This window comes from Deltaproteobacteria bacterium (assembly GCA_020848905.1).
Classification (GTDB): Bacteria; Myxococcota_A; Polyangia.
Genome location: JADLHG010000042.1, coordinates 420433 through 442077 on the forward strand (window position 1 = coordinate 420433; position 21645 = coordinate 442077).

The following is a 21645-nucleotide window of genomic DNA, read 5'->3' on the forward strand; positions in this document are numbered from 1 at the left end:
GAGCCTGCATTGCTTCCGCTCGGCTGCAACGCGACGAAAGGACAATCACCATGCGGCAACGCCTCCGAACTCTCGCAGGACCCGGGCTCCTCGTGCTGTGGGCCCTCGGTACCCCAGGCTGCACCGAGTCGAACCAGACCCCCATCTCGGCCATCGATCTGAAGACGGGAGAGCGGCGCGAGTTCGGCTCCTCGGCGGACGTGCCCGCCGGCTGGCAGCCGTGCAGCGACCCGACCTGCGGGACGGTGCCGCCGGGAGTCCCCTGCCAGAACCTGGGTCCGAAGGTCTGTAGCCTCAACCCCAACTGTCGCGTCAAGACGCTGAGCTGCGTCGAGAGCGGCTGTGCCGAGCCCGGCACCGGTACAGGCACCGGAAGCGGCGGGAGCAGCGGCAGCGCGGGCAGCGGCTCGGGCAGCGTGCCCCCCGCGAGCGGCAGCGGGAGCAGCACCCCCGGCGCGACGCCAAGCGGCAGCGGGAGCAGCACCCCGGGCGGCCTGCCCACGAACCCGACGGAACCGCCCAACCCCGGACCGGCCCCGGCCCCTGGCGGCGGGTGCGGCCCCTCCGCACCTCCCGTATGCGAGCTGGCCTGCGTACCGAAGTTCCCCCTCGAGTGCGAGGAACTGACCGGCGAGAAGGCCTGCAGCGGGCGCAAGGACTGCGAGTGGGGAGCTTTCTACTGCCCGATGTGCATGCCCCAGGAGGGCACCGGCTGCGAGTGCAAGCCCTCTTGCCGCCAGAAGGCGCCGCCCACCTGCGACGCTCTCGACGAGACCACCTGCGGCAAGCGCCCTGACTGCGAGTGGCTCCCGGGGGTCTGCCCGATGTGCGAGCCGCAGAATCCGAACGACCCGGCCGCCACGGCGTGCACCTGCCGCTCCTTCTGCCAGGCCAAGCCGCTGCAGTGCACCGTGGCGCTCTCGCCCCCGCCGCCGGACTTCTGCCCGAACGGCAAGATCGTGCCGAAGCACGACGCGCGCGGCTGCGTGGTGGGCTTCTCCTGCGAGAAGTACTGCCCGGCGCTCGCCCCGCTCCCCCCCGACTTCTGCGTGGGCGGGAAGATCCAGACCAAGTACGACCCCCGCGGCTGCGCGATCGGCTTCGAGTGCATCAAGCCCACCGACCCGGGGACCTGCGCCGACCTGAGCAAGGCCTACGCCCTCGCCCTGGACCAGGCTCGGAGCTGCGCCCCCTCCGCGGCCGCGAAGCAGTGCTCGCTGCAGGTCCCCGACCGGCTGGCCTGCGCGTGCGTGACCTACGTGAACGGCGGACAGACCGCGGCGGTGCAGAAGCTGAACGACCTGCGCAAGAGGTGGGATGCGGCCGGGTGCAACAAGAACCTGGCGTGCCCGGCCGTGGCCTGCTTCGCCCCGCAGGCGGCGAGCTGCGACGCGGCCTCGGGTAAGTGCAAGGACGCAACCAAGTAGGCAGTGCCCCCTCGTGCGACGCCGCGCGAAGCGACCCGTACGAGGCGTGCTACGCTGTGGTCAGGGCCCGGCGCGAAAGGAGTCGGTCGTGACCCGTCGAAGCTCTCCTTCCCCCGCGCGCGCCCTTGCCCTTCTCGCCCTGCTCGGGGGCGGCTGCGGCTCCCCTGTGGCCCTGGACGTCGTCCTCGTCCCCGACCCGAACACCACGAACCCCGAAACCCTGGTGGGACTGCTCCGGACCGTACGCCTGGTGGTCGACTCGGCCGAGGGCCTCTACCCGGCCACCACGCAGTGGAGCGAGGGAGACGTGCGCGTCAGCGACGTGGACGGCGACGGAGCGGGGGAACTCGAGGCGCAGGTGCCCCTCGAGAGCCTGGGGCGCTTGCCGTTCGTGCGTCTCGAGCGGGGCGGACTGCCGCCTCAGCCCCTCGACCTGCGCGTGGAGGGGCTCGCGGGCACCTCGGGCGAGAGCCTGGCCGCGGGCGGCGTGCAAGGCGCCGCGTTTCTGGACGGGAGCACGCGCCGCATCGAGGTGCCGTTCAACCTGAAGCCCCTCTTCAGGCCGCCCCAGGTGACGCAGGTGATCCCCCCCGACGGCGCGAAGCAGCTCGCCGCGCGGCTCACCGGGAGCGTCTTCGTGATCTTCTCCAAGCGCATGCGGGCCCCCATCCTGAGCAGCCGGGGGGTCGTGCGCGTGCTGAAGGTCGTCGGCGGCCGCGAGGAGGAGGTCCCCCCCGAATCCATCGTGGTCCAGTTCCTCGGCCCCGGCCCCGAGGCGCCCACGACCCTCGAATACCGGTTCGCCGAGCCACTCGCGCTCGCCTCCACCTACCGCATTCGCGTCACCACGGACGCGCTCGACGACGCCGCGGGTCGGCCTCTCGATCAGGTGCCGATCGCCCCCGGAAACCAACCCTTCGTCAGCCAATTCACCACCGCCGATCAAGAGCCGATGGCGAGCTGCCCAGGGTGTGAGCCGCGCTTCTGTCACAACGGAGGCGAGGCCTGCCCTCCCGGCCTCACCTGCGACGCCTCTCGCAAGACCTGTCGCCCGGAGCCGGGCCCCTGCGTCCCCGAATGCGCCGCGGGCCTCGCCTGCGATCCGGCACAGGGCGTCTGCCTGAGCGACTGCCGCCTCCACGGCACCTTCGGCGGCTGCCCCACCAAGGCTCCCCTCTGCGGAACGGACGGCCTCTGCCGCGCGCCGCGCTAAGGCGGCCGGCCGTCTAACGCTCACCGCCGGCCGAGCCGCCTCAGGATCGCCGTGAGCTGCGCGTTCGCCCCCGCGTAATCCCCGTCCATGAAGGTCTGGAGCGCGGTGGCCGCCTGATCCTCGAGCGCCCGCCGGTCCGGACGCGTCGCCGGGAGCGCGCGCAGAAGGCGGTCCACCCGGTTGAGCTTCTCCTGCACCAGGGGCCGGTCCACCCGCACGCTGGCCAGGCGCCGTTCGAGGCTCGTCAAGCTCTCGCGCGCGGCGACGAGCCTCCCCTCGCGCAGGTGGCCTTCCGCCGCCACCCACTGACCGCGCAGCTCTGCGGGGAGATCCTCGAGGAGGAGCCCTTGGCTGCCCAGCGCCGTTCGCAACGTGCGCAGCCGCTCCGCCACCCGCGTGCTCTCCACGGGCGACGTGGCCACGCTCGCCCCGCCATCTCCCTGCAAGCTTCCGCGAACCCCCGGGCGCCCGCCGTCGCCGCGCCCCGCGCCGCCCCCCCGTCGCCGCCGCACCACCCCTCGCGCCGAGGCATCCGGCGCGACGGACGCCGAGCGCGTGCGGTCTCTCGACCCACCGTCGAGCGCCGCGGGCCGCGACGCGCGTCCTCCGTCCCCCGGCGCTCCCCCGACCACCCCCGCGGCACCGCCGGCCGGCCTCTCCCGGGAAGTAGAACGCACCCACCAATACGCTCCCACCCCCAGCGCGGCGAGGAGCAGCGCCCCGGCCCCGAGCAGCCTTCTGCGCGCCGTCTCCCGTGACTGATTGTCCGCCTCCGGAGAAAGGGCCGACGCACCACGGTCGCGCACCACGGTTCCGTCGCGCCCCGCCGCGATCGGCCGCACCGACGCCCCCACGCCCTTAGGCGCCGCGGTGGCCGCAGCGCGCACGCAGCTCGCCAGCGACTCCACGTCCGTCCGCAGCGCGAGCTCCTCCCGCACCCGCGCGAGAGCGGCCGAGAAGGACGCGGCGCTGCCGTACCGCTGCTCGGGAAAGGGCTGCAGCGCGGGCTGCAGCAACGCGTCGAAGCGCGGTGACAGCTCCGGACGCAGGCTAGACGGAGCCCGCCAGCGGGGATGCTCCGCCGCGCGCAGCAGGTCCACCTCCCGCTCCCCGGCGATGTAGGGCGCCCCGGTCAGGAGCTCGAAGAGCACGAGCCCGGCCCCGTACACGTCGGTGCGCGCGTCCACCTCGTCCCCGGCGAGCTGCTCGGGAGCCAGGTACTGCACGGTTCCCTTGATCACTCCCGTACGCGTGCGCCCTTGCCGGAGCCGCGAGCGCGCGATGCCGAAGTCGCTCAGCTTTACCTCGCCCCGCCGCGAGAGGAGCACGTTCCGCGGGTTCAGATCGCGATGTACTACCCCGAGGGAGCGCCCGTCGGCGCCCTTCAACCCGTGGAGGTGCCCCAGCGCCGCGAGCAATCCCTCGGCCACGAGGAGCGCGAGCCCGGGCTCGAGCGGGGCCCCCTGCCCCCTCAGCAACTCCGCCAGGGAGACCCCGTCCACGAGCTCCATCTCTAAATAGTGCGTTCCCTCTATTTCCCCGGACGCGTGGACTCGCACGATGTGCGGATGCGCGAGAGCCGCGGCCAGCCGCCCTTCGTCGGCGAACATCTGCACGAACTCCGCGTCCGCGGCGAGCTCGGGGAGCAGCACCTTCAGGACGACCGAGGTGGGGTCACCCTCTCGCTGCGCCTCGAAGACCTCGGCCATGCCGCCGATGGCGATCCGGCGCACGAGACGATACGGCCCAATCCGGTCCGAAGAGAGCATCGGGGGCAGAGACCCAGCGCGCTACGTCAGCCCGTAGCGGTCGAGGAGCCGGTGGCACGACTGCCGGGAGAGCCCCGAGACGCGGGCCAGCTCCGAGATGTTTCCACCGCAGCGCGAGAGGAGCGCCGCGAGGTACTCCCGTTCGAAGCGTTCCGTCCAGACCCGCTTCCCCTCGTGAAACGGCACGTCGAGCGGGACGACGACCTCCCCGGCTGGCGGGCAGGGGCGGCCCTCTCCGTCCAGGTAGTACTGCGGAGTCATCCCCGGCAGCAGCGCGAGTCGCTCCACCACGTTGCGCAGCTCCCTCACGTTTCCGGGCCAGGCGTGGGCCGAGAGCAGCTCCATCATCGACGAAGGGATCGGCTGCGCCGGGTCGTGCCCGAGCTGTGCGAGGAAGTGCGCCACGAGCCGCGGGATCTCCTCGCGCCGCTCCCGCAGGGCGGGCAAACGGACGCGAATCACCGATAGGCGAAAGAAGAGGTCCTGGCGAAATCGGCCGGCCTCCACCTCCTGCGACAGGTTGCGGTTGGTAGCCGCCACGAACCGCGCGTCGATGGCGCGCACCTGGGACTCCCCCACCCGCCGCACGGTGCGGCTCTCGAGCACGCGCAGGAGCTTCGGCTGGAGCTCGAGGGGCAGCTCGCCGAGCTCGTCCAGGAAGACCGTCCCCCCCTCGGCCTCTTCGAAGGGACCGGCCTTGGCGTGCGCCGCGCCGGTGAAGGCGCCCTTCGCGTGTCCGAAGAGCTCGCTCTCGATCAGCGCGGGCGGGATCGCGCCGCAGTCCAGGGCGATGAAGGGGCCCGTCTTGCGGGGCGAGAGCTCGTGGAGGGCGCGCGCGGCCAGCTCCTTGCCGGTTCCGGACTCCCCCTCGAGGAGCACCGTCGCCTCCGTAGGCGCGACGCGTTCTAGAATGGCGAATACCTGACGCATCGCCTCGCCGTGGCCGAGCAGTCCGCCGAGCCGGGTCCGTTTACTGAGGGGAAGTTCTAATTCCTCCGCCAGGGTCAGAAAGCGCAGGGTCGTGCCGCCGAGCTCGAGCTGCGCCCCCGAAGGAAGGTAGAGCGCCTCCGCGCGGTAGCCGTCCACGAAGGTCCCGTTGGTGCTGCCCAGATCCTTCAGCAGAAACCCCTCGCGCCGCGGCTCGACCGAGAGGTGGCGCGCGGAGACCGCCGGGTCCGTGAGGACGAGGTCGCAGGTCGGGTCGGTGCCAACTACGACGGGGCGCCCCTCGAGCGCGAGCTCCTTGCCGCGATCCGGCCCCTGCTCCACCGAGAGCCGGCTCGCGCGCACCACGAGCACGCTCCCCGCCCCCGGACGCTCGATGAGCCGCGTCCCGGCCTCCGCACGACCTCCGGCGCTCGTCACGGACGCGCCCCTCCTCCGCCGCCCGGTCGCGCCTTGCACTCCGCGGCGAGCTTCTCGAGCGTGTCGGCTGGAAGCTTGGGCTCGGTCGCCACGAAGGCGGCGAAGGCCTTCCGGGCCGCCGCGCAATTGCCGTCGGCGGCGTGCAGGCGACCGATGAGCAGGTGCGTCTTGTGAAACGAGGGGTCTATCCTGAGGGCCGCCCGGTACTCGCCCAGGGCGAGCGCGCTCTTGCCCCACTTGCGGTAGACCTGACCGAGGAGAGCGCGGAGCTCGGCCGACCGAGGCGAGAGCTTGCAGGCCTGCTTGAGGTGCGCGACCGCCTCGCCGTGGGCCCCCTTCTTCGTCAGGACCTGCGCGAGCCGGCGCCAGGCGGGGCTGTAGCTCGGGTCGAGCCGCGTCGCGGTCTTGAGCTCCCCGAGCGCCTCGTCCAGCTTGCCGCGCTCGAGCAGCAGGCCGCCGTAGTTGGCGCGGGCCATCGCGTCCTTCGGGGCGAGCTGTACGGCCAGCTTCAGCTGGCGTAGCGCTCCCTCGACGTCGTCCAATCGCTGGAGCGCCGCCCCCAGGTTGATGCGGACGTCCACGTCCTTGGGCTTGAGGCGCGCCGCGCGCACGTAGGCCTTCGCCGCGTCGCCGTAGCGCTTGGTGGCGTAGAGGACCAGTCCCAGGTTGAACCAGGCCTCCCCGTAGCTCGGCTTGTGCTGCACCGCCAGCTTCAGGTGCGCGAGCGCCGGCTCCTCCTCCCCCTCCTCGTGTAGCAGCGCCCCGAGGTTGTTGTGCGCCTCGGCCAGGCGCGCGTCCAGCTTGAGGCTCGCGCGGTAGTCGGCCTTCGCCTCCGCCGCCTTCTTCAGGCGCCCATGGCAGACGCCACGCTGATAGTACGCCCGTGCATCCTTGGGGTTCTCGCGGATCGCGTCGCTGAAGGCCGCCGCCGCCCCTGCGAGGTCGCCGCGCGCGAGGAGGTCCGCGCCGCGCTGCAGGTGTCCTCCTCCTGCCGCCGCCGCCGGGGCCCCCGCCAGGAGTGCGCAGAAGCCGAGCACCACGGCCAACGCCCTCGCGCGCTTAGGCGGCCGGCCACAATTAGCTGTGCAGGGATCGTGGTCGAGGCGCCCGGATGGCGAGGCGCGACGAGGGCGCATACCCGTCGGTACGCAACCGAGGAGCAACGAAGCCAGCCGGGATGCATCGGCCGCGAGGATGCACCGGTAATTGTGGCCGGCCGCCTTAGGTTGCGATCCGCCCTGGTTCCTCATCCTGTCGCTCATCCGTCCCCCCGAGAGACGCTCTCGCGCACCGCCCGGGCGATCTCGGTCAGCCGCTCGGGGAGCGTCACTTTCTGACCCGTCGCGCGCTCCTGTAAATAGAAAACGTCGGTCACGCGCCCCGCCTCCGTCTCGACTTTCGAGAAGAGAATCTCCAGCTCCAGGTCGGCCAGCGTCCGCGTCACGGCGTAGAGGAGTCCCACCCGGTCCGCCGTCTGGAGCTCGAGGATGGTACACCGCTCGGAGGCCTCGTTGTGGACGTGCACCTCCGTCGCCACCTTGGGGAGCGCCCGCGCCGGCAGGGCGGAGGGGCGAGTCGCGCGCGCCACCAGCTCGGATACCGCGTGCTCCCCTCGTAGCGCCCCTTCCAGCAGCGCGGCGAAGTCGCTCCACGCCCGGTAGTCCGCCGACGGAGGGCCGTGCACCCAGAAGACATCGAGGGCGCGAGCCCGCCCGTGGTGCGGCCCTCCTCCCGGCCGGTCGGGCGGAAGCGTGTAGATCTGGGCCGCCAGCACCGAGATGCGCCGTGCGAGCATCACGCCGGTCATCGTCGCCAAGAGCCCCGGCCCGTCGTCGCAGCAGATCGTGAGCTCCGTCGTGCTCGCGTCGTAGGGGCGCGTCCCGATCCGCACCACTCCTTCGGGCTCCTGGTCCAGCTCGAGGGCTACGCCGAGGAAGTGCTGCAGCGCCTCCGGGGTGTGCGCGGCCAGGAGCGCCCTCGGGGCCCGCTCCACGACCTGCTCGCCCGCGTCCCCCCAGTGGCGGCGAAGCAGCGCGCGCACGCTCTCCCGGCGGGTCCCGACCTCCTCCTCCCGTCGCGCGGCCGCCCCGTCGCCGTCCCGTAGCTCGTGGTACGTCTTCCGGTAGAGCTCGTCGAGCAGCGACGCCTTCCAGCTGGTGAGGTTTCCCGGGGCCGTCATCGCCGTGTCAGCCACCGTGAGCAGGTAGAGGGCGCGGAGTCGTTCGACGTTGCCGACGAGCGCGGCGAAGTCGGCGATCACTCGATCGTCCCCGAGGTCCCTGCGCTGGGAGATGCGCGCCATGCTCAGGTGCTGCGCCACGAGGAAGACCGCCAGGTCCTGTTCCTCCCGCTCCAGCCCGAGCCGTGCCGCAACCCCTGCGACGAGCCGCGCCCCCTTTCCGCTGTGGTCGCTGCCGTACGGCTTGCCGACGTCGTGCAGCAGCGCCGCCAGGAGCAGGCTCCGCGAGGGCGGATCCTGGGTGGCTAGCGCGGCCGCGGTCGGCGAGAGATCCGGCTGCTCCCCGCGCGCGAAGGCGTGGAGGAGCTCGACGACGTAGAGCGAATGCTGGTCCACCGTGTAGACGTGGTGCACGTCGTGCTGCACCCTGCCCGTACACGGAGCGAGCTCCGGGATCACCGCGCAGAGGAGTCCCGCGTCGTGGAGCGACTGCAGCACCGAACGCCCGGCGCGAACCGTCGCGTGCTGGAGGAGCTCGAGCCACCAGCGAGCTCCCTCCTCGGAGGCGGCGAGCTCGTGCCCCGGCTCCGACGCCGCCGCTTCGGCCAGCACGTCCCGCGTGGCCCGCGCGAGCTCGAGCCCCTCCGCCGCCGCGAGTGCGAAGCCCCGCAGCATCTCCGCGGGGCGCTCCCAGAACACCTCCGGGGCGAGGCAAACCAGCTGCTGCCCCTGAACCTCCCACACGGGGTCGATCGACCGCACCTCGGCGGGCTGCACGTCGTTCCCCCCCGCCGGATTCACGCAGCACCGCTCGAGGATCCCGTCGGTCTCGATCACCACGGTTCGCGCGTGTCGGTAGTACGCGTGCATCAGCCGCTCTACCGCGGGAGCCGACGCGGCCGACCTCCGAACGCCCCGCACCTCCTGCTCGGGGAAGAGCCGCGGAGCCAGCACCTCCTGCAGGTCGAAGAGGAGACGGTCCTGGGCCCGCCCCGCAGCGAGGTGCGTCGCGAGCCGCAGGTTCTGCAGGAAGGCCCGGGCCTCGGCGAGCGCGCGGCACTGGCGCGCAGTGGCCGCCCCGACCCGGGGAAGTTCGTCGAGCTCGCCGAGCCCGTGGCGCGCGGTTGCCGCCCAGAGGGCCGTGTTCAGGTCTCGCAGCCCCCCCTTCCCGCTCTTCACGTTCGGCTCGAGGAGGTAGACCGACTCACCGAAGCGCGCGTGGCGGCGCGCCCGCTCCTCGGCCAGGGCCGCCACGAACTGGTTCACGTGTTCGGGGCCGAAGAACTCGCGGTAGGCACCAGCCGTCAGGGCGTGGTACGGGCCCTCGTCGCCGAGGAGGCGTCGGGCGTCGAGCAGAGCCGTCCGCATCGTCAGGTCCGAGGCCGCCAGGTCGAGCGCCTCGTCGACGCTACGTACCGCGTGGCCCACCGTCAGCTTCGCGTCCCAGAGCGGGTACACGACGCGCTCGAGCAGCCGGTCCGCCATCTGCTCGGTCCCCGGCTGCCGGAGGATGAGCAGGTCCAGGTCGGAGAAGGGGTAGAGCTCGCGGCGACCGTAGCCGCCGAGCGCCACGAGGCAAACGTGCGCCTCGCCCAGTTCCTCCTCTCCGATGAGCGCGCCGAGGAGGGCGTCGTAGGCCGCAGCGAGCGCGCCGAAGAGCTCCGCCGGCGACTCCCCCCGCTCCAAGCCCATACGCATGGCCGCCCGCGCCTCCGCGACGTAGGACCTGCACGCCGTCTTGCGGGCCGCCCCGTCCAGGCGGCCGAGCTCTTCGATCGATGGGGCGTGCGAGGCGGTCACCCTCCTTATGATAGCTCACCCGAGGGGCCGACGGACCCCACCGCGGGGAGGCGGCTCCGCTCTTGACACGACCCTCCGAACGCCGTTGACTCACCCCGACCGGAGGTATTCCATGGCCGAGCTGAAGCTCCTCCCGCTTGACGAAGCCCTCAGTTCCCCGCAGCTCGAGAAGCTACAGGTCAAACTGGCGGAACTCGGAGTGAACGAGCTCCCCCCGTGTGACGACAGCCTGGATCTCGACGAGCCCCTGGGCGAGACGGCGCTGGCGGATTTCATGGACCGCCTCGAGTTCCACGACGTGGCCTGCCACATCTATCTCCCCCTCGAATTCGACGGCCGCGTGAGCGTCGGGGGCCAGACCATCGGCAGCGCGCACGCCCTGGCCGGGGCGCTCGAAGACCTCCGCGAGGAGCTGAACCTCGGCGAGGAGGACGGGGACGAGGAGGAGGAGGACGACGACGCGGACGAGCTCGAACGCGTCGACCAGCATCTGATCTACGCCTGGCGGGCCTTCGCCAAGGCCGTCAACGAGTGTCTCGACCGCCAGATCCCGCTCCACGTGATCGCGTAGCGCGGTGGGCCAGTCCTCGAGAGGGAGTTTTCGCGCATCGTGACCCGGTACGTGTTGCGCACGGAGCGCCCTGCGGGCCGCGGCTCCGACTTCCTCTCCGAGCTCAACGAACAGCAACGCGCCGCGGTCCTGCACGGTGAAGGCCCGCTGCTGGTCATCGCGGGGGCCGGCAGCGGCAAGACCCGCACGCTGACCTACCGCGCCGCGCGGCTCATCGCCGACGGGCTCGCCCCCTCGCGGCTGCTCCTCTGCACCTTCACGAACCGCGCCGGCAAGGAGATGGTGCACCGGCTCGAGGGGCTGCTCGGCCTCGACCTTCGCCCGCTCTGGGCGGGCACCTTCCACCACGTGGCGAACCTGGCCCTGCGCCGCCACGGCAGCGCGCTCGCCCTCCCCGAAAACTACGCCATCCTCGACCGCGAGGACGCCCGCGACCTGATGACGGTCTGCCTGGGGGAGACCGGCGCGGCGCTGCGCGAGAAGCGCTTCCCGGCCCCGGCGGTGCTCCTCCAGCTCGCCTCCGCCGTGGCCAACAGCCGCCTGCGGCCCGCGGAGGCCGTGCGCCTCCACGCCCCGCGCTTCTACGACCTGACCGACGAGCTCACCGCGATCCTCGACCGCTTCGCCCGCCGCAAAGAGCGGCTCGGCCTCCTCGACTATGACGACCTGCTCCTCGGTTTCCATCGACTCCTGTCGGACCCTGCGGGCCCGGCCGCCGAGCTCGTCGAGCGCTTCGAGCACGTGCTCGTCGACGAGTTCCAGGACACGAACCTCCTCCAGGGCGAGATCGTGGACCTCTGCGCCAGAGGACACGGCAACCTCACCGTGGTGGGCGACGACGCGCAGAGCATCTACGGCTTTCGCGGGGCGCATTTTCAGAACATCCTGGACTTCCCCGCACGCTACCCCGGCGCCCAGATCTTCAAGCTCGAGCTCAACTACCGCTCGAGCCCCGAGATCCTCTCGCTCGCGAACGCCTCCATCGCCTGCAACGTCCGCCAGTATCCCAAGGTGCTCCGGCCGACGCGCGCAGCGGGATCGCGGCCCGTGCTGCTCCCGCTCTTCGACGTCTACCAGCAGGCGGCCTTCGTCGCGCAGCGCGTCCTCGAGCTCTCGCAAGAGGAGCAGGTTCCCCTGCCCCAGATCGCCGTGCTCTACCGCGCGCACGCCCATAGCCTCGAGCTCCAGGTGGAGCTGACCCGGCGCAAGATCCCCTACACCGTGCGCTCGGGGCTTCGCTTCTTCGAACAGGCCCACATCAAGGACGTGCTGGCCTACCTGCGCCTCGCCCACAACGGTGCGGACGCGCTCGCCTGGCAACGCGTGCTCAAGCTCTGGGCGGGGGTTGGCCAGCGAAGCTCGGGGCAGATCCTCTCGGCGGTAGCGAGCGAAGGCGCGGTCGCTCACGGCGCTCCGGTGGCTCACGGCGCCGCGGGGCGCCTGTCGGACGTGGCCCTTCGGGAGCGGCTCCCCGGCGCGGCCCGCCCCGCCGTCGCCCGCCTCGCCCAGCTCCTCCACGAGGTGGACGGCTGCGCGGGCCCCGCCGCGATGATCCAGCGCGTCGTCGAGGGGCACTATCGCGACTACGCCGGCTCGGCCTTCCCGAACGCCCAGACGCGCCTCGAGGACCTCGAGCAGCTCGCCGACTACGCGCGCCGCTTCGAGAGCCTCGAGCAGCTCCTCAGCGAGCTCGCGCTCCTCGCCGGCCTCACCGCCGAGGGGGTGGGTCCCGGCGAAGCCCCCGAGGAGAAGCTCACCCTGAGCACCGTGCATCAGGCGAAAGGCCTCGAGTGGCGGGTCGTCTTCTTGCTCTGGCTGTCGGAGGGCCGTTTCCCGCAGGCCTTGTCGGTCCGCACCGAGGCCGAGACCGAGGAGGAGCGCCGCCTCTTTTACGTGGCTGTCACGCGGGCCATGGAACAGCTCTACCTCTGCCAGGTCCGTTTCGAGGAGAGCGGCGACGGTCCCCGACGCCTGCTCCGCCTCTCGCGCTTCCTGAGCGAGCTGGCCGGCAACCACACCCCGTACGAACGCTGGGAGATCGAGGAGGCACCCGAGTGATCCGTCTGACGCGTTTCAGCGCCGTAGCGGCGGCGCTCTGGCTCACGCTCGCGGTGGCGGGCTCTGGCCACGGAGCAGAGCCCACCGGTCCCCTCGCCACGCTCACCGGCCACAAGGACCCGCTGCGACGGGAGGCCGCTGCGCTCGCCCTTGGAGTCCGCGGCGACCGCGCCGCGCTCCCGGCGCTCCTGCAGCAGCTCGCGAAGGACCCCAACCCCTGGGTTCGCGCGCGCTGCGCCGAAGCGCTCGGGCTCATCGGCGACGGGGACGCGATCCGTCCACTGCGGGCGGCGCTGGCCCAAGAAAAGGTCGAGCGCGTGCGGAGGATCCTGGCCGAGGCCCTCGTACGCCTCGGTCAGCGGACCGGGCTCGAGGAGCTGATGTGGCAGCTCAAGGCCGGCACGAACCACGCCCGCGCCGAGGCGATGGCCTTCCTCGTCCGCCTCTTCGGCGAGCCGCTCGGCCAGGACGAAGCGGCCTGGTGGACGCACCTGGCCGAGAGCGGCTATCGCTTCCTCTCGCAGCGTCCGCGCGGCAGCCCCGCGGTGGGCCAGCTCCGCGGCGCGCTGGGGGAGAGCGGCAAGACGCGCCACGGTCCGTGGCTCGCCGGCGCGAAGGTGGCGGCGTGGAAGGTCGTCCCCGCCGTGGTGCTGAACCTGGGCCCCCTCGTCGGCCCCGTGGGCCTCAAGGAGCTCCAGGCCCTCGAGCAACGAACCGGGCCCATCCCCGACGGCGCGCTGCTCCTGCTTCGCACCGCCCACCGACAGACGACGGCGGCCCCGGGAAAGACGCCCTCGGCGCGCGCCCCCGCGCCTCCGGACGCCCGCCTCGCCGGGACGTCGCGCGGCCCGGGGCTCACCGAGGAGGGGGCGAGGTACCTCCTGAAGCGCGCCCCGCGTCTTCTCGGCGTGGCGATCGACGCCCCGACGCTGGATCTTCCGACGACCTCCGGACGCCCCGCGAGGACGCTCCTCCTCGCCGCCGGTCGCCTGGTCCTCGAGTCCCTCGACGACATGGACCGTCTGCCCCCCGTCGGCGCGCGGCTCATCCTGGTGGCCCCCTCCGGCGCGTCGCCCCCCGCGCCGGCCCTCGTCCTGGCGCTCTATCCGTAGCGCGCCCGCGAGCCCTCAGTCCCCGAACTCCGCCCGCAGCTTCTCGTCCCACTCGTCGGCCACGCTCCCCATCGTGTCCAGGAGGTCCACGAACTCCTCGAAGTCCAGCCCCTCAAGGCCGCGCAGCGCGCGCAGGTAGACCACGTTCTTTTCCCGGTCGATGGCGAAGGCCGCGTCGCTCGTGCCGAGAAAGTTGAGCTCGAGGAGCTTCCGGTAGAGCTCCTCCGGACGCCGCCTCGGGACGCGCATGATCGGGCTCAGGAACATCAGCACGCGATGGTCCTCGAGCACGTTGATCCCGACGGTCGCGCTCCCGCGCTGGACCGACGAGTGGCCCTCGGCATTCAAGGGCTCGAGCTCCACCCCGACGAGCTCGCCGAAGCGCCTGAGGTAGCCGTCGATCGTCTCGCGATAGCTCATCGTCCCGCGGGCTCCGTTTCGCCCTACTCCTCGTGGCGCGGAGGGCTCGCCACCTCACCGAGGAGCCGGTCCAGCGCGCCGAGGATCAGCGTGTTCCCATCCTGCGCGTAGCTCGCGAGCGCCTGCCGGTACTCCTCGAGGCGCTCGCAGAAGGCCTCCACCGCGGGGGCCGAGAGCTCCTCCGCGTAGGCTCCGTAGTGCAGCTTCTCGAGGTAGAGCGCGTTCAGAATCTGCTCGAACTGTTTCCGGAGCGGCACGGCCAGGAGCGGCTTGCCGAGGTAGATGGCCTCCCCCATGAGCGAGAAGCCGCCGGTGGCGAGGACCCCGCGACACGAGGCGAGGTCCTCGATGAAGCCATCCTCGGAGAAGGGGCGCAGGTGCACGTTCCCGAGCCGCTCCTCCCGGCCGAAGCCGTAGACCCGACACGGCACCCCGGTGGCCTTCAGGATCTCGAGGAGGGCCGTGTTGCTCGTCGAGGTCTGATAGACGAGCAGGTGCTCGCCCAGCGAACGCTCGGCCTGCAAGATGCGGCGCCGCAGGATCGGCGGATAGAGGCTCGTGCGCTCCTTGCGCACGGGGGGGAAGAAGAAGCTCGTGATCAGGTAGTGGTAGCACCCCGGAAGCTTGCTCTTCACGATCCCCTTGGCGATCTGGAAGTCCTGCTCGTGCTCCGGACCGATGCGGATGTCCAGCTCGCAGCGATTCAGGACCTGCATGTTGTCGATCGAGATCACCGGCACGCCGTGGTGCTTGCCGAACATGTACGCGAAGCTCTCGAAGTCGCTCACCACGGCCTCGGGCTGGAAGCGCTCGCTGAGCTGCCGGAAGGCGTCGAAGTTGGTAGAGACCAGCGTCGGCAACCGCTTGAGGAAGTCCCAGAAGGTGGCGCTACGGTCGACCTGGTTGTTCTCGTAGGTCATCCGCAGCCCTTCGATCTCGATCACGTCGGGGAAGTGCTGCTTGAGGTAGGCGTGGGCGCGCCCCGAGACGACAATCTGCAGCTCGTGGCGCTGCACGAGGTGATTCAGGATCACGCGACTGCGCGTGGCGTGTCCCATCCCTTCGCCCACCACCCCATAGAGGATCTTCACGGGAGCTCTCCTTTCCAGCGCACGGCGAGCGCCGCGTGCGCCTCGTCCGTGGCCCGCACCAGGACGCGTCGCGACGCGTCCCCCGTCACCAGGAAGGTCAGTTCCAGTCGCCCCGGCGGCTGCTCCTCCGGGAAGCGATCGAACCACTCCACGAGGCAGGCCCCGGGCCCGCCGTAGCTGTCGACGACGCCCACCTCGACCAGGTCCGTCGCGCTGCCCAGTCGATAGAGGTCGATGTGCACGAGGGGGACGCGCCCGGGATACTCGTTGATCAGCGTGAAGGTCGGGCTGGCCACGTAGATCTCGGGGGGGACGGCGGCCCCCTCCGCGACGCCTCGGACGAAGCAGGTCTTGCCCGCCCCCAGGTCCCCGATGAGCCCAACGACGAGGCCCGGCTCGAGCACGCGTCCGAGCGCCGCACCGAGCGCCACGGTGGCATCCTCGGAGGTGGCCGTCAGCTCGAAGAACACGGGGCTGGAAGGCGGCAGCGCCGCGGCTAGCCGCAGCTGTCCACGTCGTTGCGGCAGCAGCGCAGCTCGGGAATGGCGTAGCAGCGGCGCACCACCTCGTGGTGACGAAAGCCGCAGGCCTCGCGCTGCACGATGAGCTGCCGGTACGCTCCCGCCGCTGCCTCCCGCAGGTGGTTGTAGGCCGCGACACCGAGGTCCATTTCGTCGAGGAGCTCCTCGCGCGTCAACTCGGACAGCCCGGGGAGAAAGAGCGTCTGGTCCAGCCGGTCCAGATCCTTCTCGAGCGTCCCCATCTCGTCGAGGATCCGCTCGAGCCGCTGCCCCGTTCGGTCGAGGGCCCCCATGCGCTCCTCGAGCAGCACCACCGGGTCCAGCGTCGTCACGTCGTTGTGGGTCAGCATCGTCATAGCCTCACTTCCTCGAACCGCACCAACCGCGCGAAGGCCTGGCACCGCTCGAGAAGCGCCGACTCCTCGAGGGTACGAAACCGGTCCACACTGAAGTCCTCCACCGCGAAGGACGCCGTCGCGCTGCCAAACACCATCGCCCGCCTCAGGTTCGCCGGGCCCAGATCCCCGGTGCGAGCCAAATAAGACATGAAGCCGCCCGCAAAGCAATCCCCCGCGCCAGTGGGGTCCACCACGTTCTCCAGCGGAAAGGCCGGGACCCAGAAGATCCCCTCGTCACCGTAGAGCATGGCCCCGGCGTCGCCCCGCTTGACGATGACGCGCTTCACGCCGAGGAGGCGGATGGCAGCCACCGCCTTGACCAGGTTCGCCTGTCCCGAGAGCAGCCGCGCCTCCTCGTCGTTCAGGATGAGGAGGTCGACCGACCGCAGCACCTCCTTCACCGCGTCGAGGTGCCGGTCGCGCAGCCAGAAGTTCATCGTGTCGCAGGCGACGAGGCGTGGCCGCTCTACCTGACGGAGCACGTCGAGCTGCAGCGCGGGGTCGATGTTCGCGAGGAACACGAAGTTCGAGTCCCGGTAGCTCGCCGGCAGCGTGGGGCGAAAGTGCTCGAACACGTTCAGCTGCGTGTCGAGCGTCTCGCGGTCCACCATGTTCGGCAGGTACCGCCCCGCCCACCGGAAGGTGCGACCGGCGACGCGCTGCAGGCCCTGCAGGTCCACCCCGCGCCGCGCCAGGAACTCTATGTGTTCGACGGGGAAGTCCTCGCCCACCACGGCCACGAGCCGCACGGGCACGAGCAGGGACGCGACGGTGGCGAAGAAAGAAGCCGACCCCCCGAGCACCTCGTCCCGCCCCTCGACGGGGGTTTCGACGGAATCGAGGGCCACACTGCCTACGACGAGAAGGCTCATCGCTATTCCTCCTCGCCGAGGATCAGAGCCAGCTTGCGTCGGGTCTGCGCGTTGAGCGAGCCACGATCGGTGATCACCGCGTGCCGGGGAGCGTCGGCGCAAGCGCAAGACCGTTCGGCGGGCACGGCCAGCGCCGCGCGTGCGATGACCTGCCGCGCGGTGTCGACGTTGTGCCGCAGGGTCTCGAGCACGCTGCTCACGGAGACGTCCTCCTCGTCCTGGTGCCAGCAATCGTAGTCGGTGGCCATGGCGATGGTCGTGTAGCAAAGCCCCGCTTCGCGCGCGAGCTTCGCCTCGGTCACGTTCGTCATGCCGATCACGTCCACCCCCCAGCTGCGGTAGATGCGCGACTCCGCTCGCGTCGAGAACTGCGGCCCCTCGATGCAGATGTACGTCCCGCCCCGGTGGAAGCGCGCGCCGACCGATTCGGCGGCCTTCACGACCACCTCGGCGAGGTTCGGACAGATCGGGTCGGCGAAGGGGACGTGGCCCACCACTCCGTCGCCGAAGAAGGTGGCCTGCCGCCCTTTCGTCCGGTCGTAGAACTGGTCCACGATGACCATGTCCCCGGGGCGAATCTCCTCGCGCATGCTTCCCACGGCGCTGACGGAGATGACCCAGCGCGCCCCCAGCTGCAGGAACCCGTGGATGTTGGCGCGGTAGTTCAGCTCGCTCGGCGAGAAGCGATGCCCTCGGCCGTGGCGCGGCAGGAAGACGAGGGTCCGGCCCTCGAGCTCCCCCATCAGGTACTCGTCGGAGGGATCGCCGAAGGGCGTCTCCACCTTCACGTGACGCACCTCGGTGAGCCCCGCGAGCTGGTACAGCCCACTTCCTCCAATGACGCCGATAATTTGGCGGCCCATGCGCTCCATTCCTGCTGTTGGCGGGGCATGCCTACCACGCGGCATAGGACCGGTCAATCGAGGCCCGCTGCAGATGCGCGCCGGCCCGCACGTGGTGCGCTCTCGGCACGAAGGGTGCTCCGCGCTAAGCTGCAGAGGTGCCCGACCCAGACGTCACGGCGCTGATTGCCGACGGACGGCTCGCCGAAGCAGCCGCCCAGCTCGAGGCCGCCGGAGACTGCGCGGGGGCCGCCTCGCTCCACGAACGCCTATGGGACCACGCGGCCGCGGCTCGGTGCGCGGAGGCCGCCGGAGATCTGCCGCGAGCCCTCCTCAATCGCCTGCGCGGCGAGGACGCGCTGGCCCTCGAGGCGCTCGTGGCGCGGCTGGAACAGGGCCCGCACGAGCTCGCCGCCCGAGGCGCTCGTATCGCCGGCGAGCGCGGAGCGTGGGCCATCGCCGGCCGCTTGCACCGTGCGGCCGAGGAGTCGCCTCTCGCCGCCGAATGCTTCGAGCGTGCCGGAGAGCTTCTACGCGCCGCCGAGCTCCGCGACGCGCGTGGAGAGGGAAGGGAGGCCCTCCGCCTCTATCGCCGTGCGCTGGCGCGGGACGTCGCACCGGCCGACCTCGGCGACGATGAGCTCTCGACCGCCCGACTCGCCACGGCCCGCCTGTGTCTCACGCAGGGGCAAGCGGCCGACGCGATCCCGCTCCTGCAGACGCTCCTCGCGGCAGGTGGGCCCCTAGCCCTGCCGGCCGGTCTCTGGCTCGTCGCCGCGCTCTCGCGTCTCGGCTACACGCACGCGGCGGACGGCGTACTCGAGCGTCTCCGCGCGAGCGGAGCCGAGGTCCCCGCGCGCAGCCGCGACTGCGCCGACCTGCCGGAGCTCGCCATCCAGACCGAGGCGGACGCGCGCACGCTCGCCGGGCGCTATCGACTGGGGCAGCTCCTCGGGGCGGGGGGGATGGGACGGGTCTACCGGGCGGAGGACCTGCTGCTCGGCCGACCGGTCGCAGTGAAACTCTTCACGGCGCCGGCGGGGGCGCGGGGACGCGAGGCCTTCCTTCGCTTCGTACGCGAGGCGCGGATCGCCGGGACGCTCGACCACCCGCACGTCGTCCCGGTCCTCGACTTCCAGGAGGCGACGGGCTTCATGGTCCTGGAGCTGATGTCCGGCGGCACCCTCGCGGACCGGCTGCGTCCGCGCCTCTCGCCGGGCACGTGCCGATCGATCCTGCTCCAGGTCCTCGCGGGGCTGGAGGCCGCCCACCAGCGCGGCATCGTCCACCGCGACCTCAAGCCGTCGAACGTCTTCTTCACGGAGGCCGGAGCGGCCAAGCTCGGCGACTTCGGCGTGGCGCACCTGCAGGACGCGGGGCAGACGCAGACCGGAAGCTTCGTGGGCACGCTCGCCTTCATGGCCCCCGAGCAACTGGCCGGTGGCGCCGTGACCTTTGCGACCGACCTCTACGCGCTCGGCGTCATGCTCTACCAGGCGCTCACCGGCGAACTGCCGTTCACGGGGCCCGCGCTTCTCTCGACCACGCTCCGACCGCCCCCCGTGGCCCCCTCGGCGCGCGTGGAAGGCCTGCCGCAGATCTGCGACCGCGTCGTGCTGACCTGCCTCGCGGCGGACCCCGCCGCCCGCTTCGCCTCGCTGGAGGAGCTACGAAGGGCCATCGAGGCCTTCCCGACCGACCCGCCGGCTCGCCCGACCCCCGCGACCCCGACGGAGGGTGCTCCGCCCCTACCCCAGCGCCCGGCTCGCGCCACCGACGCGCGCTTCCACGTCGAGCAGACGCGCGCCTCGAACCCCGCGCTCCAGCTTCTCGAGGCGCGCGACACCCAGCTCGGCCGGGCCGTGGTGCTGGTCAGGCTTGCCCCCGGGCCCGCGCGAGAGCGGCTGCTCGCCCTTCTCTCCGCGGCCGCGCAGGCTACCGAGGAGCTCCAGCGGGTGCTCGGCCTCGACTCCCCCCGCGGCCAGGCCGTCCTCGAGCCGTGGGTCGGCCGCCCGTGGCCTCCGCTCGCGAGCTCCCACGCGCGGCTCGACGCAGCGCTGGCGGTCAGTCGCGCGCTCGCCAGCTTGCACCGCGCCGGACTGGGGCACGGCGCGCTCAGCCGCGCCACCCTCGCTCTCGGAGGGCGGGACCCGCGCGTGGCGCTCGTCCCGAGCCTCGAACGCTGGGCCGCCGTGTGCACGAGCGAGCATCCGGAGGTAGAGCCCACGCCGCAGGCCGATCTCGCCGCCGTGGCGACACTGCTCGAGCTGGACCTTCCGGCCGGTCTTTCCGACGGGGCGGCGCTCGCCGCGTGGGCCGCCTCCGAGCAGGAGCGCCTCGCGGCCGACGAGCAGGCGGCGTGGCTCGCGCGCGCTCTCAGCGACGCACCGCCGAGCGTGCGGCGCCACTGATCCGAGCCGCAGGAGCGCCGGGGCTAGCCTGAGCTTCTCTCGACGAGTGAAGGGCCTGCCGCGCCGAACGGCCCGCGGCGATCGGGAGCTACTTGGCGGGCTTGTCGCGGGGAATTCGCTTCGTCGCCGACAGGGGGGCGCGGATGCTGCGGTTCAGGATCCCGCGCTCACCCGGGGTCTCCGCCATCCGCACGACCTTTCCCGCGGGACGCCCCTCGGCAGCAGGCGTCGCCCCCTCCGGCTTCGCCTCCGGCTTCACCTCCGCCTTGGCCGCCTCGGGAGCCTTGCCCTCGGCGTCCCCGAACACGAGGTCACCGAACCGATCCAGCTTGTGGAAGTCGGGCACGAGCGGCGGCGACCAGCCGGCCGCGATCTGTCCCCCCTTCTCCGGCTTGTCCATCCGGAAGAAATTGATCTTCCAGCTGTCGCCAGCCTTCGGCGGGACCTTCAGCTCGTACTTGCCGCGCCCCTTCGCGTCCTCCCAGGGAATGGCCACCTCCACCGTCCAGCCCTTGTCCTTGTCCCCTCGCTTCGTCGCCGTGCCGTCCACCGCGACCTTGGCCTTGAGCTTGCCGTCCCAGTCGTTCTGGTTCTTGCGGTACTCCGGCAGGTAGCTGTCGAAGATCGTGCCGTGCGGGTTCACCTGGAGCTCGATGTAGTCCTTCCCGTCGTTGTTCGCGTCGAGGAAGATCTCCACCGCCTCCTGGGTCCAGAGATGATCGTCCCGCTTCTTGAAGTCGCTCCAGACGTCCTCGTCTTTGCAGTCGAAGGCCACGTAGAGGTACTTGTCGTCGTAGGCCACCTTGGCTTCGGTCGCAATCGGCACCGCCCCGCCGGTCATCGTGTCCACGAAGAGCCCGGACGAGACGGCCTTCTTCCAGACCTCGTCGTCCAGCTTACCGTCGAGCTTCACCGGCTTGGTGGCCTTGGCCGCGACCAGTCGCTTCACAGGGGCCGGCGCCGGCGCCTTGCCGCCCTTCACCGGTAGCGTCACGGCGAGGATGCGTCCCTCCTTGTCTTGCGCGCCCTTCACCACTTTCATCCGGTCCTTGCCCTTCCAGAGCCCGGTGTAGACCTCCACCTGGCTCGCCCCCCAGTCGTTCGGCAGCGTGACCGTGTGCGCGTCGCGGATGATCTCTCCCGGCTTCCATTGCGCGACGGCGTAGCGGTTGCCGATCGCCTTGTGGTCCGCGTTGATGAACTTCTTCTTGCTCGGGTCGTTGATGTGCACGAAGAGCTTCCAGTCCGGCGCGGCCTTCTCCACCTTCCAGTAGTGGGTGAGCGTGAAGGGCTGCCCCGGCGTGACCTCGTCCTTGTCGACGTCCACCCCGAGGTAGGTGATCTTCCCGTCGAGCTCCGCGTTCACCTTGTGTTTGATCGCGGGCGGCGCGGCCAGGATGTTCTGCTTGATGACCTTCAAGTCCTCCTCGGTCGGCCCCCGCTCCGACTCCTGCTCCACGCAGCCGGCGGCGAAGACCGCCAGCACCCCGAAGGCAACCCAACGCAGACGCGACATCGTGCGACCTCCTCTGCTCCGTCCCGGTTCCGGCGACAGATGATGACGATAAGCCCGCTTCAGGCCCCCCCGTACGGCAG

The 21645-nt window shown here is 71.4% G+C and carries 17 protein-coding genes; 6 read left to right on the plus strand and 11 right to left on the minus strand.

Annotation, left to right across the window (positions count from 1 at the left end):
- The first annotated feature begins 50 nt into the window (after nt 1-50).
- Nucleotides 51-1427 (plus strand): hypothetical protein, encoded by a 1377-nt coding sequence (locus IT371_18850; GenBank protein MCC6749732.1) that lies wholly within the window; start codon nt 51-53, stop codon nt 1425-1427.
- A gap of 88 nt (nt 1428-1515) precedes the next feature.
- The gene (locus IT371_18855; GenBank protein ID MCC6749733.1) at nt 1516-2640 is read left to right on the plus strand and encodes an Ig-like domain-containing protein; all 1125 of its coding nucleotides are present in this window, start codon (nt 1516-1518) and stop codon (nt 2638-2640) included.
- Nucleotides 2641-2660: 20 nt separating this feature from the next.
- Here the strand turns inward: IT371_18855 and IT371_18860 are convergent, their stop codons facing one another.
- From IT371_18860 to glnD, 4 genes are all read right to left on the minus strand, one after another.
- Nucleotides 2661-4373 carry a serine/threonine protein kinase gene (locus IT371_18860; GenBank protein ID MCC6749734.1) on the minus strand — a complete coding sequence of 571 codons (1713 nt, stop codon included), beginning with the start codon at nt 4371-4373 and terminating at the stop codon, nt 2661-2663.
- Between the two features lie 57 nt (nt 4374-4430).
- Nucleotides 4431-5708 carry a sigma 54-interacting transcriptional regulator gene (locus IT371_18865; protein ID MCC6749735.1) on the minus strand — a complete coding sequence of 426 codons (1278 nt, stop codon included), beginning with the start codon at nt 5706-5708 and terminating at the stop codon, nt 4431-4433.
- Between the two features lie 62 nt (nt 5709-5770).
- A complete protein-coding gene (locus tag IT371_18870; GenBank protein MCC6749736.1) occupies nt 5771-6814 on the minus strand; it encodes a tetratricopeptide repeat protein in 1044 nt (347 codons plus the stop codon).
- Nucleotides 6815-7032: 218 nt separating this feature from the next.
- Entirely contained in the window at nt 7033-9753 is a 2721-nt protein-coding gene (gene glnD / locus IT371_18875) for a [protein-PII] uridylyltransferase (GenBank protein ID MCC6749737.1), read from the minus strand.
- Between the two features lie 112 nt (nt 9754-9865).
- On the opposite strand from glnD, the gene IT371_18880 reads away from it, so the two are divergent.
- Genes IT371_18880 through IT371_18890 form a run of 3 tightly spaced genes read left to right on the plus strand, consistent with a single transcriptional unit; the run spans nt 9866 to nt 13494 of the window.
- Nucleotides 9866-10324 carry a hypothetical protein gene (locus IT371_18880; protein ID MCC6749738.1) on the plus strand — a complete coding sequence of 153 codons (459 nt, stop codon included), beginning with the start codon at nt 9866-9868 and terminating at the stop codon, nt 10322-10324.
- A 54-nt stretch (nt 10325-10378) separates the two neighbouring features.
- Nucleotides 10379-12382 carry an ATP-dependent helicase gene (locus tag IT371_18885; GenBank protein MCC6749739.1) on the plus strand — a complete coding sequence of 668 codons (2004 nt, stop codon included), beginning with the start codon at nt 10379-10381 and terminating at the stop codon, nt 12380-12382.
- Nucleotides 12379-13494 carry a HEAT repeat domain-containing protein gene (locus IT371_18890; protein ID MCC6749740.1) on the plus strand — a complete coding sequence of 372 codons (1116 nt, stop codon included), beginning with the start codon at nt 12379-12381 and terminating at the stop codon, nt 13492-13494. Before IT371_18885 ends, IT371_18890 begins: the two co-directional genes overlap by 4 nt.
- A 15-nt stretch (nt 13495-13509) precedes the next feature.
- On the opposite strand, the gene IT371_18895 is transcribed toward IT371_18890, so the two are convergent.
- Genes IT371_18895 through mtnP form a run of 6 tightly spaced genes read right to left on the minus strand, consistent with a single transcriptional unit; the run spans nt 13510 to nt 17659 of the window.
- Entirely contained in the window at nt 13510-13914 is a 405-nt protein-coding gene (locus tag IT371_18895; GenBank protein MCC6749741.1) for a YbjN domain-containing protein, read from the minus strand.
- A 23-nt stretch (nt 13915-13937) separates the two neighbouring features.
- On the minus strand, nt 13938-15005 hold the full coding sequence (locus IT371_18900) for a teichoic acid biosynthesis protein (protein ID MCC6749742.1): 1068 nt from the start codon (nt 15003-15005) through the stop codon (nt 13938-13940).
- Complete coding sequence (gene tsaE, locus IT371_18905) at nt 15002-15463, minus strand: tRNA (adenosine(37)-N6)-threonylcarbamoyltransferase complex ATPase subunit type 1 TsaE (protein MCC6749743.1); 462 nt, start codon at nt 15461-15463, stop codon at nt 15002-15004. Before tsaE ends, IT371_18900 begins: the two co-directional genes overlap by 4 nt.
- 38 nt (nt 15464-15501) lie before the next feature.
- The gene (locus IT371_18910) at nt 15502-15882 is read right to left on the minus strand and encodes a hypothetical protein (GenBank protein ID MCC6749744.1); all 381 of its coding nucleotides are present in this window, start codon (nt 15880-15882) and stop codon (nt 15502-15504) included.
- The gene (locus IT371_18915; protein ID MCC6749745.1) at nt 15879-16796 is read right to left on the minus strand and encodes a sugar kinase; all 918 of its coding nucleotides are present in this window, start codon (nt 16794-16796) and stop codon (nt 15879-15881) included. Before IT371_18915 ends, IT371_18910 begins: the two co-directional genes overlap by 4 nt.
- 2 nt (nt 16797-16798) lie before the next feature.
- Nucleotides 16799-17659, minus strand: a complete 861-nt coding sequence (gene mtnP, locus IT371_18920) for an S-methyl-5'-thioadenosine phosphorylase (protein MCC6749746.1) — start codon at nt 17657-17659, stop codon at nt 16799-16801.
- 137 nt (nt 17660-17796) lie between these two features.
- On the opposite strand from mtnP, the gene IT371_18925 reads away from it, so the two are divergent.
- Nucleotides 17797-20049: a serine/threonine protein kinase gene (locus IT371_18925; GenBank protein MCC6749747.1), complete on the plus strand. Its 2253-nt coding sequence runs from the start codon at nt 17797-17799 to the stop codon at nt 20047-20049.
- 88 nt (nt 20050-20137) lie between these two features.
- On the opposite strand, the gene IT371_18930 is transcribed toward IT371_18925, so the two are convergent.
- Nucleotides 20138-21565, minus strand: a complete 1428-nt coding sequence (locus IT371_18930) for a carbohydrate-binding family 9-like protein (GenBank protein ID MCC6749748.1) — start codon at nt 21563-21565, stop codon at nt 20138-20140.
- Nucleotides 21566-21645: the final 80 nt, after the last annotated feature.